The following is a 14,760-nucleotide window of genomic DNA, read 5'->3' as shown; positions in this document are numbered from 1 at the left end:
GCAAATCGCGCCGGGTCGTCACCGAAGGACGCGCGGGGAACGATCAGACAATCCTCCGCGGCATCTTCCAACCTCCGCGCCAACAAGCTATCCCTGCGCCATGAGATGGACCGTCCCGAATATACTGACGCTGATGCGTCTGTTGGCCGCGCCCGGCGTTGCGGTCATGTTCCTGTATTTCGCGCGTCCGCTGGCCGACTGGTTCGCGCTGATCCTGTTTGCCGCGGCGGCGGCGACCGACTGGATCGACGGATACCTGGCGCGGGCCTGGGGGCAGGAAACCAAGTTCGGCACGATGCTGGATCCGATCGCGGACAAGGCGATGGTGGTGATCGCGCTTCTGGTCATCACCGGGTTTTCCGGCATGGACCCCTGGATCCTGCTGCCGGCCACCGTGATCCTGTTCCGCGAGGTTTTCGTGTCGGGCCTGCGCGAGTTCCTGGGGGATACCGCCGGCCTGTTGAAGGTGACGAAACTGGCCAAGTGGAAGACGACGGCGCAGATGGTGGCGATCGCCGTGCTGTTCGTGCCGGGGATCGTGACGCATCACATCATCGACCGGACCATCGGCATGGACCCCGATACCATCGCCGGCATCATGGACGGCACCATCGAGGACGTGGTCGGTCTGCACTGGCTCGAAGCCGCGCGCAACACGTTCTGGTGGATCGGCACCGCGCTGCTGTGGGTTGCCGCGTTGTTGACGCTGATGACCGGCTGGGATTACTTCCGCAAATCGCTGCCGTTCCTGAAAGAGGAGCCACGCCCATGATCGATGTCGTCTATTTTGCCTGGGTGCGCGAACGCATCGGCCTGCCACGTGAAACTGTCGACACCGACGCGACGACGGTGGCCGGCCTGGTCGCCGAACTCAGCGCGCGCGAAGATCGCTATGCCATGGCGTTTTCCGACCTGTCGGCGCTGCGTGTGGCCGTGGATCAGGAGTTGACGGATTTCGACGCCGCGCTGGACGGCGTGCGCGAAGTGGCGTTCTTCCCGCCGATGACCGGCGGCTGAAATGTCGGTGCGTGTGCAATCCGACCCGTTCGATCCGGGCGCCGCGCTGAACGGCTTTGTGTCCGCACAGGCCAACGCGGGCGCGGTGGTCAGCTTTTCGGGCATCGTGCGTGATCGCCCCGAAGGCGGTTTGCAGCACATGGAGATCGAACATTACCCGGCCATGACGGCGGGTGCGATCAGCGCCATCGTGGATCAGGCCGTGGCGCGGTTCGGGCTGGACGATGCACTGGTGATCCATCGGCACGGGATCTTGAAGGTGGGCGAGGTGATCATGATGGTCGCGACGTCGGCGCGCCATCGCGCCGATGCCTTTCAGGGGGCCGAGTTCCTGATGGATTACCTGAAGTCCCGCGCGCCGTTCTGGAAGAAGGAAGTGACCGGCGACGGCGCGTCCTGGGTCGCGGCACGCGACGTGGACGAAGCGGCGCTGGACCGCTGGTGATTCCCGCCACCCGGCGATGATCGCGGCTTGCGGCGGATGGCCGTCGTACGCCCCGACGAAGGTGCCTGGCCTGTCGCAAGGTGCCAGCCGTTCCACCGATACGCAGCCGTGCACCCTTTCGGCCCGTCAGGCGCGCGGAATCGGGCCGGTCTCGTTGCCTGTCACGGATCCGCCTGCGACAGCACCTTCAGCGCCTCGGCGTGAACCTCGCGGTTGGCGGCGGCGATCACGCGGCCCCCTTGATGGGCGGGCCCGCCGCGCCAATCGGTGACGATACCGCCCGCGGCCTCGATCACCGCCATCGGACCCTGGATGTCATAGGCGTTCAGCCCCGCTTCGATCACCAGATCCGCCTGGCCACAGGCGATCAGCGCATAGGCATAGCAATCCATGCCGTATCGGGTCAGGCGGGCCTGGCGTGCGACGCCCTGGAACGCCGCGCGTTCCGTGTCGCTGCCGACCTCGGGGAAGGTGGTGAACAGGATCGCGTCCGACAGGGGGCGCGGGGGGCGGGTGGCCAGGGGCACACGTCCGCTGGGCCCGTCGCACCAGGCCTGGCCAAAACCGCCGAAAAAACGTTCGCGGATATAAGGCTGATCGATCACGCCCAGGGCGGGGCCGGAATCGTCGCCGACCGCGATCAGCACGCCCCAGGTCGGCGCCCCGGCCAGAAACGCGCGGGTGCCGTCGATCGGGTCCAGGACCCACGTCAGGCCGGATGTGCCGGCGTGATGGCCGAACTCTTCGCCAAGGATGCCATCTTCGGGCCGCCGTTGCGCCAGGATGTGCCGCATGGCGGTTTCGGCCTGTCGGTCGCCTTCGGTGACCGGGTCGAAGCCCGCCGGGTTCTTGTTGTCACTGACCAGGCCGGACGTGCGGAAATGCTGCAGTGTGACCGGTCTGGCGGCCTCGGCCAGCGCCGTGGCGCAATCAATCAATTGGGTCTCAAGGGTGGGATCGAAACGTTTCATCGTCGTCCTCCTGCGCCGCGCATTCGCGGTTTCGGCTAAGCTGCCGGGCAGGAGGCGTCAAGGCGCCGCTTCAGGCGACTTCCGACAGAACGCGCGCCAGTTCGAACAGCCGGCGCCGCTGGTTTTCCGGGATGGCGTAATACGAGCGGACAAGTTCCAGGGCTTCCTTGTCTGCCAGGATGTCGCCGGGAACGGTCCCGGTCGGCTGCGGCGATTTGCCGTCGTCGCCATCCATGCCCTCGAAGAAGAACGCGACGGGAACGTCAACGGCATCGGCGATATCCCACAAGCGCGATGCGCTGATGCGGTTCATGCCGGTTTCGTATTTCTGGATTTGCTGAAACTTGATTCCGACCTGCTCGGCCAGCTGCTGTTGCGTCATCCCGAGCATCCAGCGCCGGTGGCGAACCCGTTTGCCGACATGCACATCCACGGGGTGTTTCATCTACTTGCTCCTAACCTTGCGCTTGTATGCCAATGAACAAGCCTTCGCCTTGCAACTCAACCTAGCTTTAAGGACAGGTTTGGGGTCAGCAGTGATAAAAACGAACAAAAACAAAGTGGTGAATCCCGCACCACCTTTGGTTGCGGGGCTTTCGCGGCAAATAAACTCGCCTTTTGCGTGTATTTGGTGGCGAATCCCTCTGGTTGTTCCACCCCTGTCGGGTCTCTCGCTAAGGGGGGCGAATCCTTGTAACACCGTCGCGAACCCAACGGAGAGTGACAGGATGGATGCCTTTCAGATCACGTCGTTTGACGCACCGCCGGCAATCCGGTCCGTCCAGCCCGCGCCGCCGGGCCCGGGCGAGGTCGCGTTGCGGATCGCGGCCTGCGGTCTGAACTTTGCCGATCTTCTGATGGCCGAGGGCAAGTATCAGGAACGTCCGCCGCTTCCCGCAACACTGGGGATGGAAGTGGCCGGCACCGTCACGGCGACCGGTCCCGGCGTTCGCGGTTTTGCACCGGGCGACCGGGTGGCGGTGTTCGCCGGTCATGGCGGTCTGGCGCAGGCGGGAAACTTTCCTGCTGACCGCTGCACGCATCTGCCCGATGCAATGCCGTTCGACGTGGCCGCGGCGTTCCAGATCGCCTATGGCACGGCCCATGTCGCACTGTCCCACCGCGCGCACCTGCGGGCCGGCGAAACCCTGCTGGTGCTGGGGGCGGCGGGGGGTGTCGGGCTGGCCGCGGTCGAGATCGGCAAGGCGATGGGCGCCCGGGTGATCGCCAGCGCGCGCGGGGCGGCCAAGCTGCAGGTGGCGCGCGCCGCCGGGGCCGACCATGCAATCGACAGCGACGCCCCCGATCTGCGCGGTGCGCTGAAGGATCTGGGCGGCGTCGATGTGGTCTTCGACCCCGTGGGCGGCGATCCGTTCCGCGCGGCCATGCGCGCCTGCAACCCCGATGGCCGCATCGTCATCGTCGGTTTCGCCAGCGGCGACGTTCCGCAGGTGCCCGCCAATCACCTGTTGGTCAAGAACATCACCTTGCTGGGGTTCTACTGGGGCGGCTACATGGCCTTCGCACCGCAGATCGTCACCGACAGCCTGACGCGGCTTTACGGCTGGTATGGCGAAGGGCGTCTGCAGCCGCACATCTCGGCGCGCTACCCGCTGGCCCAGGCAGGCGAGGCGCTGGAGTTCCTGCGCGCGCGCCGGTCCACCGGCAAGGTGGTGGTCGTCGTCGACGGCTAGCCGCCACAGGGTCAAGGGCGCGATCCCTTGGGGACAAGGGGCGCGATCCCGCCATATGCTGCGTGCGCACCTTGACACTCAGGCCGTAAGAGCAACAGGATATGCGCCGATCCCCGAAACAAGGTCCGTTCCATCCGTGCGATTCACCCGGCTCAAACTGAATGGCTTCAAGTCCTTCGTCGATCCCACCGACCTGGTGATCTCGGACGGGCTGACCGGTGTTGTCGGCCCGAACGGGTGCGGCAAGTCCAACCTGCTCGAGGCGCTGCGCTGGGTGATGGGTGAAAACCGCGCCTCGGCCATGCGCGGCGGCGGAATGGAGGACGTGATCTTCGCCGGTGCCGCCTCTCGCCCTGGCCGCAACTTTGCCGAAGTCGTGTTGCATATCGACAATTCCGACCGGCGCGCCCCCGCGGGGTTCAACGATTCCGACACGTTGGAAGTGACCCGCCGCATCACCCGCGACGCCGGATCGGCCTACAAGGCCAACGCCCGCGACGTGCGGGCACGCGACGTTCAGATGCTGTTCGCCGATGCCTCGACCGGCGCCCATTCGCCGGCGCTGGTGCGGCAGGGGCAGATTTCGGAACTGATCAACGCGCGCCCCAAGGCGCGGCGCCGCATCTTGGAAGAAGCGGCCGGGATCTCGGGGCTGTATCAACGCCGTCACGAGGCTGAACTGAAGCTGAAGGGGGCCGAGGCCAACCTTCTGCGGGTCGATGACGTCGTCGAGCAACTGGCCGCGCAACTGGCCCAGTTGACGCGGCAGGTGCGCCAGGCCCGCAAGTACCGCGACATCGGCGTCGAACTGCGCCAAGCCGAGGGCTTGCTGCTGTATCGCCGCTGGCGCGAGGCCGATGTAGCGCAACGCGCGGCGGCCGACGACCTGCGCGCCTGTGCCGAAGGCGCCACCACCGCGGCCCGTCACGCCCAGACCGCCGAAACCGCGCGGGTTCATGCCGAAGACGCCCTGCCTGCCCTGCGCGAAGAGGAAACGATTGCCGCCGCCGTGCTGCAACGGCTTGAGGTCGAACAGGCCGCGCTGGACGACCGCGACAGCCGCGCGCGCGACCAGATCGCGACCCTGACCGCCCGGATCGACCAGTTGCACAAGGACAGCGCCCGCGAGGACGCGCTGAACCGCGATGCGGACGAAACGATTCAGCGCCTCGACGCCGAGGCCGCGGCGCTGAACCAGGCCGGCACGGGGCACGAGGCCGCGCTGGAGAAGGCCGCCGAAGCCGCGCGCGAGGCCGGCGACATCCTGGCCGCGCGCGAAGCCGATCTGTCGGCCAGGACCGAAGACATGGCACGGCTGTCGGCCCGCCATCAATCCGCCCATCGCCTGCGTGACGACACGCTTCGTGCCGCCGAACGTGCCGAACAGGCCGCCCGGACCGCCCGCGACACGGTGGGTGCGGCACAGGAGGCGGTGTCGCGGTCCGAAGCCGCATTCACCGCCGCCAGCGAAGCCCAGCGCGCGGCCCAGGATCTGGCCGCCCGTGTCGAAGAGGCCCTGCAACAGGCCGACCACGCCCGCGGCGAGGCGCAATCGCGCGAGGCCGACGCCCGGGGCGAACGGTCGCAGGCCGAAGGCGAGCTGGGCGCGCTCCGGGCCGAGGCGGGTGCGCTGACCAAGCTGGTGGCCCGCGACGCGACCGAGGGGGGGCAGGTGCTGGACCTGCTGTCGGTCGCCGATGGATACGAGGCGGCGCTGGGGGCGGCGCTGGCCGATGATCTGCGCGCACCGGAAATCGCGGACGGCGTGTCGGGCTGGGTCTGCCTGCCGGCCTATGAAAACGTGCAACCCTTGCCCGACGGCGTCGCACCTCTTGCCGATCACGTCACCCTGCCGCCGGTCCTGTTGCGGCGCATGGCGCAGGTCGGCATTGTCGCGCGCGATCGTGGCGCTGCCCTGCAACCTCTGCTGCGGCCCGGTCAGCGGCTGGTGTCGATGGAAGGCGACCTGTGGCGGTGGGACGGCCTGCGCGCCGGGGCGGAAGACGCGCCCAGCGCCGCCGCCCTGCGCCTGAAGCAGCTGAACCGCCTCGAGGGTCTGACACGGGACGTCGCGCGCGTTTCGGCCCATGCCGACGCGGTGGCGCAGACCCACGAGGCGCTGAAGCGCCGCCTCGTCGATCTGACCCGGGCCGACCGTGATGCCCGCGAGGCCCGGCGCGCCGCCGACGCAAAGGTTGCCGAAAGCGCGCGCGCCTGTTCGCGGATCGAGGCCGACCGCACCATCGCCCAGGGCCGTCTCGACAGCGCGCGCCACGCCGTCGCCCGCCACGAGGAAGAAGCGACAGCCGCCCGCGCCCGTCTGGCCGACGCCGAGGCCGCCGTCGCGGACCTCGAAGACCTGTCGGACGCGCGCGCGGCGCTTGAAGACGTGAAGCTGACCGTGGAAGCGGCCCGCCTGACCATGCTGCAACGCCGCTCGGCACATGATGAGCTGCGGCGCGACGGCGAAGCGCGGGCAAAACGCGCCGAGGCGGTGCAAAAAGAGGCCGACGGCTGGCGCAGGCGGCTGGAGACGGCGGGCCGGCGAATGGCCGAACTCTCTGCCCGCCTGGCCGAATCGCAGGATGAACTGGCCGAAGCCCAGGCAATTCCCGATGCAATCGCATCACAGCGCGACGCGCTCGGCGGGCGTATCGCCGCCGCCCGCGACCGCCGCCGGACCGCCGCCGACGCCCTGGGCGCTGCGGAAGCCGCGCTGCGCGACGCCGCCACCGCCGCCCGTGATGCCGAACGCGCGGCCGGCCAGGCCCGCGAGGCCCGCGCCGCCGCCGAAGCGCGGGCGGACGCCGCGCGCGCCACCACCGAACAGGCCGAAGAGCGCATCGTCGAAGCGTTGGACGTCACGCCCGATGCCCTGTTGCAGGTCCTGGATGTGGACCCCGACAAGATGCCGCCTTCCGACCGGATCGAATCCGAAGTTGCCCGCCTGAAACGCCAGCGCGACGCGCTGGGCGCGGTGAACCTGCGGGCAGAGGAGGACGCGGGCGCCGTGCAGGAAGAACATGATCTGCTGATCAGCGAGAAAGCCGACCTCGAAGCGGCGATCCGCACGCTCAGAACGGGTATCGCCGGCCTGAACCGCGAAGGCCGCGAGCGTCTGCTGACCGCCTTCGAACAGGTCAACGCCAACTTCTCGATGCTGTTCACGCACCTGTTCAACGGCGGCGACGCAAAGCTGGAGCTGGTCGAATCCGACGATCCGCTGGATGCCGGGCTTGAAATCATGTGCCAGCCGCCGGGCAAGAAGCTGTCGACGCTGTCGCTGCTGTCGGGGGGCGAACAGACGCTGACGGCGATGGCGCTGATCTTCGCGGTGTTCTTGGCCAACCCGGCCCCGATCTGCGTGCTCGACGAGGTCGACGCGCCGCTGGACGACGCCAACGTCACCCGGTTTTGCGATCTGCTGGACGAGATGTGCCGCCAGACCGAAACCCGGTTCCTGATCATCACCCACCATGCCGTCACCATGGCGCGCATGGATCGCCTGTTCGGCGTCACCATGGGCGAACAGGGGGTCAGCCAACTGGTTTCGGTCGATCTGAAACGCGCCGAAGCCATGGTCGCCTGAATGCCAACGTCCGACCGGCGCCGCTCTTGCCCCCGGTCCGCAGCTTCTTGCCGATCCAAATACTCACCCCCGACCGCGCCGCCAGCGCGACGCGCGCGGTGGTCAGAGCCGCTGCAGCAACTCGGCCGTCGGCCAGGCATCGGCGGGCAATCCCAGCCGGACCTGTTCCTTCTGCACCGCCTCGCGGGTCTTTTCGCCCAAAATGCCGTCGATGCCGCCCACGTCATGGCCCAACTCCACCAGCCGCTCCTGCAGGCGGATCATCTGGGCGTCCGACAGGCCGGGTGCGGGGGTTCCGGCGGCATAGACCTGGGCCCCTTCCAGCCGGGTGGCGAAATAGGCGGCGGTGGTGACATAGACGAAGCTCTGGTTCCATTCGAAGAAGACATCGAAGTTGGGATAGGCCAGAAAGGCCGGTCCATTGCGCCCCTGGGGCAACAGCAGCGCGGCGGGCATGTCGTCGGGGCCGAGGGGGCCGTTGCGGGGGGTGACCCCCAGGGCGCGCCAGTCGGCGACCGGTGCCCGGTGGTCCAACCCGGTTCGCGTCCAGTCCAGATCGCGCGGCGCGGTGACCTCGTGCAGCCAGGGTTCGCCGGCGCGCCAGCCGAGATCGCGCAGCATGTTGGCCCCGCTCATCAGCGCGTCGGGCACGCTGGTCTTCAGGGTAACATGCCCGTCGCCGTCGCCGTCGACACCGTTTTCCAGAATATCGCGGGGCAGCATCTGGACCATGCCGATCTCACCGGCCCAGGCGCCCGTGGTGGTGCGCGGATCCAGGTCACCGTTCTCGAACAGGGTGAGGGCGGCAAAGATCTGGGGGCGGAACAACTCGGGGCGGCGGCAATCGTGGGCCAGCGTGACCAGTGCGTTGACCGTGTTGAAATCGCCCTGGACCGCACCGAAGTCGGTCTCGAGCGCCCAGAACGCCAGCAGCACACCGGGGCTGACGCCGTATTCGGCCTCGATCCGATCGAACGTCGTGGCCCATTTGCGCAGGTTCGCGCGCCCGTTGTCGATGCGGTTCTGGCTGATCACGCGGCGCGAGAACTCGACGAAGGGCAGTTGGAACACGCCCTGGGACGCGTCGGCGCGCAGCGTGCGGGGATCCTGGAGGACACCATCGAAGAAAGCGTTCACGGTGTCTGCGGGATGCCCCATGGCCTGGGCTTCAGCCTTCAGATCGCTGACGAAACCGTCAAAGTCGCCGCCGCAGGGCACGCCTGTCTGGGCATCAGCCACAAGCGGAAGAACGGCAAGCAGGGCGGTGGCGATGGCGTGGCGCATGGGGGGTATCCTTGGGTTTTGCGCCGGAAGCTATCACGTCGGACGGGTCAGGCAACCGTCGACAGGACGGCGATGGCCAAAACCGCGGCCCAGGTGCGCCACAGGTGACGCACGGCGGCGTCGATGTCGTCGGCGTCGGGGTCGCGCCGGCCGCCCGGATGGACGAAGGGAAAGTCCCGCATCCTGCCGTCATAGCTGCGCGGACCGGCCAGGGCCACGTCCAGCGCGCGGGCCATGGCCGCCTCGGGCCAGCCGGCATTGGGCGAACGGTGCTGCGCGGCGTCGCGCCGGATCGCCGGCATGGCGCGCAACTGTCCGGACGTGATGGCGATCAGCACGGCGGTCAGGCGGGCCGGCACCAGGTTCGCCAGATCGTCGAGCCGCGCCGCGGCCCAGCCGAATGCCGCGTGGCGCGGCGTGCGATAGCCGATCATCGAATCCGCTGTATTGATGACCTTGTAGACCACCAGCCCCGGCAATCCGGCGACGAGGAACCAGAAGGCGGGCGCGACGACGCCGTCCGACATGTTCTCGGCGGCCGATTCGATGGCGCTGCGCGCGACGGCCGAGGTGTCCATGGCGGCCGTGTCGCGGCTGACGATCATGGCGACCGCCTTGCGACCGTCGCCAAGACCCTGGCGCAGGCCGGTGGCGACGGCAGTGACATGGTCGACCAGCGATCTCTGCGCCAGCAGGATCGCGGCCACCAGAAGCTCGGGCAGCGGGCCAAGCGGGATCCAGGCGATGATCCGGGCCACGGCGAAGGCTGCCAGGCACAGGAGCGCGATGGCCAGAACGCCACGGGCGCGGCGGTGGTCGCCGCGGTTCAGGCCATCGTCGGCGGCCTGCACCGCGCCCCCCATGATCACGGCGGGGTGGGGAATTCGCGACCAGAGCCAGCGGGGTTCGCCCATCAGCGCGTCGAGGATGAGGGCGCCGGTCAGGATCATGGCCGCCGGGCGGCGCTCGGCTGCGCCATCGCCCCGCCCACCGTCCCGTCGATCGCGCCCCGGGCGGCGTTCAGTGCATCCCCGAGGTGGTCACGATGGTGGGAGGCGGGCAGACCGACGCGCAGCCAGCCGGGCGCATAGGGGAAAACGCGTGTCAGCACGTGCCGTTCGGCCAGCGCCCCATGCCAGGCCTGTGCATCGCGCGTTTCGATCAGCCGGAACAGCGGGCAGTCGCCGGTGCCGGTCAATCCCACGTCCGACAGCATGGTGTCGAGGATCGCGGCCTCGCGATGCAAGGTGTCACGGGTCCGGGCCGCCCAGGCGTGATCGCGCAGGGCCGCGGTGCCGATGGCCAGTGCGGGGCCGGCCACGGGCCACGGGCCGAGTCGTTCGCGAAGCCGGTCGATCAAAGCGGGCGCGCCGATGGCAAAGCCCAGCCGCAAGCCGGCCAAACCCCAGAACTTGCCGAAGCTCTTGAGCACGGTTACGCCGGTGCCGGCGCGTGCGACGAGGCTGCGCGCGGGCGCCGTGTCGCAGAAGGATTCATCGACGATCAGCGGGCCCGGCATGGCCGGATCGCAGTATTCCCCGGTCGGATTGTTGGGATGCACCACCACCCGCAGCGGTGCTCCGGGCGTTGCCGGGGTGTCGTCGACCTGCCAGCCGGCGGTGCGGAAGGCGGCGGCGTGTTCGTTGTAGGTGTCGGGCCGGATCGCCACCCGATCCCCGCACAGCGCGTGGGGCAGTTGTGCGATCAGCGCCGACGCCCCCGGCGCGGCCAGCACCGATGCCGTATCCGGAACCTGCCAGAACCGGCGCGCGGCGTCTTCCAGCGCGGTCTGAGCGCCGTGGTCGGGAAGTGCGTTCCAGGCCTCGGGCGGCAGGGACGGCAGGGGATAGGGGGACGGATTGATCCCGGTCGACAGGTCGATCCACTGGGCGCGCGCGCCACCCCACCGGGCGGCGGCGGCGTCGATCCCGCCGCCGTGATCGCGCGTGGCGCCGGTCATTCCCGGCCCGCGTCGGGCAGGGGCGGATGGCGGGTCACGAAATGCCCCTTCACGCCCTGGGGCCAGGTGCGGAACGGCACCTGCCCGCTGTCCGAGGCAGCGTGCAGCGCGGCATAATCGGCGATGGCAGCCGCCGCTTCGGCGGTCGGCGTGAAACGGCCGAGGGTATAGGCGATCTTGCCGGCGCCCTGGACCGCCACGTTGCAGCCGTGGGTGCAGCCCATCAGGCAGGAGGTGCGCCGGGTCCGCACGTCGGCGCGAGGCTCGGCCTCGACCAGGACGGCCAGGCGTTCGCCGTCGCGTGGCATGCCGCCTTCAGGGTCGCGCCCGTCGACGCGGCAGGTGTCGCAGATCGTGATCCAGGTGGTCATCTCTCGTGGCCTTCCGTATGGCATCGTCCCGCGATATCAACGATCGTGTCCCGACCTTCGCGCGCCCAGGCGGGTGAAACCATCGGTGCGCGGGACATTGCAAGCGGATTATTGCTATTTGTCACGGTAGATGGAAATTGCGGGGCGATTCAGTCCGGCCTTGTGCTAGGACCATGAAGCGCGCGGTGTCGTCCGCGCCGCAATAGGCCGCGATCGTGGCGGGGGGTCGGATGAGAGTTCTTATCGTCGCGGAGAATCGCGACCTCGCCGCCATCTGGGGGGCCTCCCTTGAACGGATGGGCGCTGTCGTGAAGATCGAATCGACCCAGGCGCTGGCGATCCGGGCGCTGCAGGGGAGTGTCTTCGAGATCGTGATCCTGAGCCTGACGCTGAGCGAAGGATCGTCGCTGGCCGTCGCGGATTTCGCCAGCTATCGCCATCCCGATTGTCGGATCATTCCCGTCACATCGTCGTCCTTCTTCTCGGATGGATCGGTGTTTCAACATATTCCAAATGCCTGCACCACGCTTGGCCTGTCGACTCCGCCCGAGGACGTGGCGGCGATCGTCGAGCATTACGGCGCCACGCAGCCGCCCGTGCCTGTGCCGAGCGACGAGTCAGGCAGCGCGCGATAACAGGATCTGAATGTCGGCCACGTTGGTGCCGGTGGCCCCCGTGATCAACAGGTCCCGCGCGGCGGACAGGGCCGCGTTGCTGTCGTTGTCGGCGAGCAGGCCGTCGGCATCCAGCCCGGCCCGTCCGATCCGCGCCCAAGTGCCTGCATCCGCGAACCCGCCCGCCGCATCGGTGGGCCCGTCGCGCCCGTCGGTGCCGCCGCTGAGCAGGGTCCAGTCGCGCGACGATCCGGCCTGCGCCGCACGCTCGGCCATCCGCAGGGCCAGTTCCTGGTTGCGCCCGCCGCGGCCGGTGCCGGTCAGACGCACCGTCGTCTCGCCACCCCAGAGCAGGGCGGTGGGCGGTGCATCGGCGGGCAGATCCAGCAGCGCCCGGTGGATCGCCGCCGCCGCGTCGGTCACGTCGCCGGTCAACCGGTCCGAGACGATGCGGGTGTCGAACCCGGCGGCGCGGGCCGAATCGGCGGCCGCCTCGAGCGATTGGCGGTTCGATCCGACAAGGCGGTTGTCCGCCGTGATCGGGGCCGCCGGCGGGATATCGGCCGACAGATGATTGCGAATCGCGGCCGGCAGGGAATCCCACAGACCTGCATCGCGCAGCGCGCGTGCGGCGCCGGCACGATCGCTTAGCGGTGATACGGTCGGCCCCGATGCGATGGCGCGCAGGTCGTCGCCGATCACGTCCGACAGGATCAGTGCCGTAACCGGTGCCGGGGCCGCCGCCTGCACCAGTCCGCCGCCCTTCAGGCGCGACACCTGCTGGCGGATCGCGTTCATCGCGACGATGTCCAGCCCGCTGCTCAGCAGGGCGCGGTTCAGGGCGATCTTGTCGTCCAGGCTGACACCATCGACCGGCGCCGGCACCAGCGCCGATCCCCCGCCCGAGATCAGGGCAAGCACCCGGTCGTCCGCACCCGCGCCCGCCAGCAGATCGAGCACCGCGCGACCCGCCGCCAGCCCCGCCGCGTCGGGCACGGGATGGCCCGCGCGCAAAATCCGCGCGCCGGGGCAGGGGGCGGTGTTGTCGTGATGGGTGACGACCAGTGCCTCGGTCGCGCCGGCGGTCATGGCCAATGCCGCCGACATCATCGCCGGCGCGGCCTTGCCGATGGCGATCAGGATCGTGCGGCCGGCAGGCGGGGTCAGGGGGGTGTCGCGCAGTGCACGGGTGACGGCGGCGCCGGGGTCGGCGGCGGCCACGGCGGCGTCGAAAAAGGCCCGTGCGGCGTCGCGCAGCGGCAGGGTCGAAGGGTCTGGCACGGTGTCGGCTCCTTTCGGGATGCGCAAGACAGACCTTGCAGGGCGGGTGCTGTCAAGGCGGTCGGCCTTGCCGCGGTCCTTGCCCTCTGCTTTGCTGGCCGCGTCCCAGAAAGGAAATCCCATGGCACGCTATACCGGATCAGACCTCTGCGCCCTGTCCGCGACCGATGCGGTCGCCCTGTTGAAGTCCCGCAAGGTGTCGCCGGCTGAACTGGTCGCCGCCGCCGTCGCGCGCCATGCCGCCGTCGATCCGGCGGTGAATGCCATGCCGACCCTGTGCGCCGGGCGGGCCGAAGCGGCGGCGGCGGGTAAGCAGGGGGCGCCGCTGCACGGTCTGCCGCTGGCGATCAAGGATCTGACCCCGGTGGCGGGGGTGCGCACGACCTTCGGCACGCCGGGATATGCCGATTTCGTGCCCGAGGTGTCTGACCCCATCGTCACCCGGATCGAGGACCGTGGCGGCATCGTCATCGGCAAGACCAACACGCCCGAAATGGGCGCGGGTGCCAATACCTTCAACGCCGTGTTCGGGATGACCCGCAACCCGTGGGACACGGCGAAGAACGCCGGCGGATCATCGGGGGGTGCGGCGGCGGCGCTGGCCTCGGGGCAGGTGTGGCTGGCCCATGGCAGCGATCTTGCCGGATCGCTGCGCACGCCGGCCGCCTATTGCGGGGTCGTCGGAATGCGCTGTTCACCCGGTGTCGCGGGGGGCGGATCACCCACCAACCTGTTCAGCGCGATGAGCGTGCAGGGCCCCATGGCGCGCGACGTGCGCGATTGCGCGCTGTTCCTCGACGCCATGGCCGGTCGCGCGCCGGCCTGGCCGCTGTCGCGCGACGCACCGGCCATGCCGTTTGCCGACAGCGTGGACGTCGATCCCGGTCATGTGCGCATCCTGTTCTCGCCGACCATGGGCGGGTTCGCCCCTTGCGATTCGGTGATGGAGGGCGCCTTGCGTGCCGCGCTGGGTCGGTTGGGCGCGCAATTCGGCGTGGACGAGGGGTTTCCCGACTTCGACGGGCTTGAGCAGACCTATCTGACGCAGCGCGCCATGGTCTGGGCGACGGGACCGGGCCGCTTGCCATCCGAGGTGCAGGCCCGGTTCAAGGCGACCCTGCGCGACAACATCGCCATGGGGCAGACAATGGATATCCAGCGTGTCTATGACGCTGCGATTTCGCAATCGGCGCTGCACAACCGGGTCAGGGCCGCGTTCGAGCGTTGCGATGTCCTGGCCGCGCCGGTGGTCGGCCTGATGCCGCGCGCGGTCGAGGAGGAATATCCGCCCATGGTGGGCGATGCCCCGGTAAGGGATTATGTCGACTGGCTGAGGTTCTCGTTCCTTGCGACGACGCTGGGCCTGCCGGCGCTGTCGCTGCCGGTGGGGTTCGTCGACGGGATGCCGGTGGGCCTGCAACTGATCGGCCGCCCGTTCGAGGAAGCACATCTGTTGCAGGTGGCGCACCGGATCGAAGCCGAGTTGGGATTGCCCCGCGCGCCGATCGATCCGGTGGTGCGTTAGGGAACGCCG

14 protein-coding genes are annotated in these 14,760 nt (G+C 69.0%); 7 read left to right on the top strand and 7 right to left on the bottom strand.

Annotated features, from left to right (window positions below):
- The first annotated feature begins 100 nt into the window (after positions 1–100).
- Genes pgsA through CFP68_RS05755 form a run of 3 tightly spaced genes read left to right on the top strand, consistent with a single transcriptional unit; the run spans position 101 to position 1,462 of the window.
- The gene (gene pgsA / locus CFP68_RS05765; protein WP_099825647.1) at positions 101–772 is read left to right on the top strand and encodes a CDP-diacylglycerol--glycerol-3-phosphate 3-phosphatidyltransferase; all 672 of its coding nucleotides are present in this window, start codon (positions 101–103) and stop codon (positions 770–772) included.
- Positions 772–1,017, top strand: coding sequence for a molybdopterin converting factor subunit 1 (moaD, locus tag CFP68_RS05760; RefSeq protein WP_099826202.1), 246 nt, complete (start codon positions 772–774; stop codon positions 1,015–1,017). Before pgsA ends, moaD begins: the two co-directional genes overlap by 1 nt.
- 1 nt (position 1,018) lies before the next feature.
- Positions 1,019–1,462: a molybdenum cofactor biosynthesis protein MoaE gene (locus CFP68_RS05755; protein WP_099825644.1), complete on the top strand. Its 444-nt coding sequence runs from the start codon at positions 1,019–1,021 to the stop codon at positions 1,460–1,462.
- 161 nt (positions 1,463–1,623) lie between these two features.
- Here CFP68_RS05755 and CFP68_RS05750 read toward each other — a convergent pair whose 3' ends face one another.
- Together CFP68_RS05750 and CFP68_RS05745 are read right to left on the bottom strand one after the other, a co-directional pair.
- Positions 1,624–2,433 (bottom strand): inositol monophosphatase family protein, encoded by an 810-nt coding sequence (locus tag CFP68_RS05750; RefSeq protein WP_099825641.1) that lies wholly within the window; start codon positions 2,431–2,433, stop codon positions 1,624–1,626.
- A gap of 70 nt (positions 2,434–2,503) precedes the next feature.
- Positions 2,504–2,878, bottom strand: coding sequence for a helix-turn-helix domain-containing protein (locus tag CFP68_RS05745; RefSeq protein WP_099825638.1), 375 nt, complete (start codon positions 2,876–2,878; stop codon positions 2,504–2,506).
- A 283-nt stretch (positions 2,879–3,161) separates the two neighbouring features.
- Here CFP68_RS05745 and CFP68_RS05740 point away from each other — a divergent pair, with 283 nt between their 5' ends.
- Together CFP68_RS05740 and smc are read left to right on the top strand one after the other, a co-directional pair.
- Complete coding sequence (locus tag CFP68_RS05740; RefSeq protein WP_099825636.1) at positions 3,162–4,127, top strand: NADPH:quinone oxidoreductase family protein; 966 nt, start codon at positions 3,162–3,164, stop codon at positions 4,125–4,127.
- 136 nt (positions 4,128–4,263) lie between these two features.
- Entirely contained in the window at positions 4,264–7,716 is a 3,453-nt protein-coding gene (gene smc, locus CFP68_RS05735; protein WP_099825633.1) for a chromosome segregation protein SMC, read from the top strand.
- A 102-nt stretch (positions 7,717–7,818) separates the two neighbouring features.
- On the opposite strand, the gene CFP68_RS05730 is transcribed toward smc, so the two are convergent.
- From CFP68_RS05730 to CFP68_RS05715, 4 genes are read right to left on the bottom strand one after another with little or no spacing between them, the layout of a single operon-like run.
- Positions 7,819–9,000 (bottom strand): lytic murein transglycosylase, encoded by a 1,182-nt coding sequence (locus CFP68_RS05730; RefSeq protein WP_099825630.1) that lies wholly within the window; start codon positions 8,998–9,000, stop codon positions 7,819–7,821.
- A 47-nt stretch (positions 9,001–9,047) separates the two neighbouring features.
- On the bottom strand, positions 9,048–9,950 hold the full coding sequence (gene cbiB / locus CFP68_RS05725; protein WP_099825628.1) for an adenosylcobinamide-phosphate synthase CbiB: 903 nt from the start codon (positions 9,948–9,950) through the stop codon (positions 9,048–9,050).
- Positions 9,947–10,960: an aminotransferase class I/II-fold pyridoxal phosphate-dependent enzyme gene (locus CFP68_RS05720; protein WP_099825626.1), complete on the bottom strand. Its 1,014-nt coding sequence runs from the start codon at positions 10,958–10,960 to the stop codon at positions 9,947–9,949. Before CFP68_RS05720 ends, cbiB begins: the two co-directional genes overlap by 4 nt.
- Positions 10,957–11,331, bottom strand: a complete 375-nt coding sequence (locus tag CFP68_RS05715) for a DUF1636 family protein (RefSeq protein ID WP_099825624.1) — start codon at positions 11,329–11,331, stop codon at positions 10,957–10,959. Before CFP68_RS05715 ends, CFP68_RS05720 begins: the two co-directional genes overlap by 4 nt.
- A 230-nt stretch (positions 11,332–11,561) precedes the next feature.
- Between CFP68_RS05715 and CFP68_RS05710 the strand changes: the two genes are divergently transcribed.
- Positions 11,562–11,966, top strand: a complete 405-nt coding sequence (locus CFP68_RS05710) for a response regulator (RefSeq protein WP_099825621.1) — start codon at positions 11,562–11,564, stop codon at positions 11,964–11,966.
- Here the strand turns inward: CFP68_RS05710 and CFP68_RS05705 are convergent.
- Positions 11,949–13,226 (bottom strand): glycerate kinase type-2 family protein, encoded by a 1,278-nt coding sequence (locus CFP68_RS05705; protein WP_241523971.1) that lies wholly within the window; start codon positions 13,224–13,226, stop codon positions 11,949–11,951. The genes CFP68_RS05710 and CFP68_RS05705 overlap by 18 nt on opposite strands.
- A gap of 121 nt (positions 13,227–13,347) precedes the next feature.
- Between CFP68_RS05705 and CFP68_RS05700 the strand changes: the two genes are divergently transcribed.
- On the top strand, positions 13,348–14,751 hold the full coding sequence (locus CFP68_RS05700) for an amidase (RefSeq protein WP_099825617.1): 1,404 nt from the start codon (positions 13,348–13,350) through the stop codon (positions 14,749–14,751).
- Positions 14,752–14,760 lie beyond the last annotated feature (9 nt).

Origin of the sequence: Oceaniglobus indicus (assembly GCF_002751875.1) — a bacterium.
GTDB lineage: Bacteria > Pseudomonadota > Alphaproteobacteria > Rhodobacterales > Rhodobacteraceae > Oceaniglobus > Oceaniglobus indicus.
This window is presented reverse-complemented; position numbering and strand designations above follow the sequence as displayed.

Coding starts and splice junctions, on each gene's coding strand:
- CFP68_RS05740 (WP_099825636.1), top strand. CDS start 3,162: ATGGATGCCTTTCAGATCACGTCGTTTGACGCACCGCCGGCAATCCGG.
- CFP68_RS05720 (WP_099825626.1), bottom strand. CDS start 10,960: ATGACCGGCGCCACGCGCGATCACGGCGGCGGGATCGACGCCGCCGCC.
- CFP68_RS05715 (WP_099825624.1), bottom strand. CDS start 11,331: ATGACCACCTGGATCACGATCTGCGACACCTGCCGCGTCGACGGGCGC.
- CFP68_RS05730 (WP_099825630.1), bottom strand. CDS start 9,000: ATGCGCCACGCCATCGCCACCGCCCTGCTTGCCGTTCTTCCGCTTGTG.
- CFP68_RS05700 (WP_099825617.1), top strand. CDS start 13,348: ATGGCACGCTATACCGGATCAGACCTCTGCGCCCTGTCCGCGACCGAT.
- CFP68_RS05755 (WP_099825644.1), top strand. CDS start 1,019: ATGTCGGTGCGTGTGCAATCCGACCCGTTCGATCCGGGCGCCGCGCTG.
- CFP68_RS05710 (WP_099825621.1), top strand. CDS start 11,562: ATGAGAGTTCTTATCGTCGCGGAGAATCGCGACCTCGCCGCCATCTGG.
- CFP68_RS05750 (WP_099825641.1), bottom strand. CDS start 2,433: ATGAAACGTTTCGATCCCACCCTTGAGACCCAATTGATTGATTGCGCC.
- CFP68_RS05745 (WP_099825638.1), bottom strand. CDS start 2,878: ATGAAACACCCCGTGGATGTGCATGTCGGCAAACGGGTTCGCCACCGG.
- pgsA (WP_099825647.1), top strand. CDS start 101: ATGAGATGGACCGTCCCGAATATACTGACGCTGATGCGTCTGTTGGCC.
- cbiB (WP_099825628.1), bottom strand. CDS start 9,950: ATGATCCTGACCGGCGCCCTCATCCTCGACGCGCTGATGGGCGAACCC.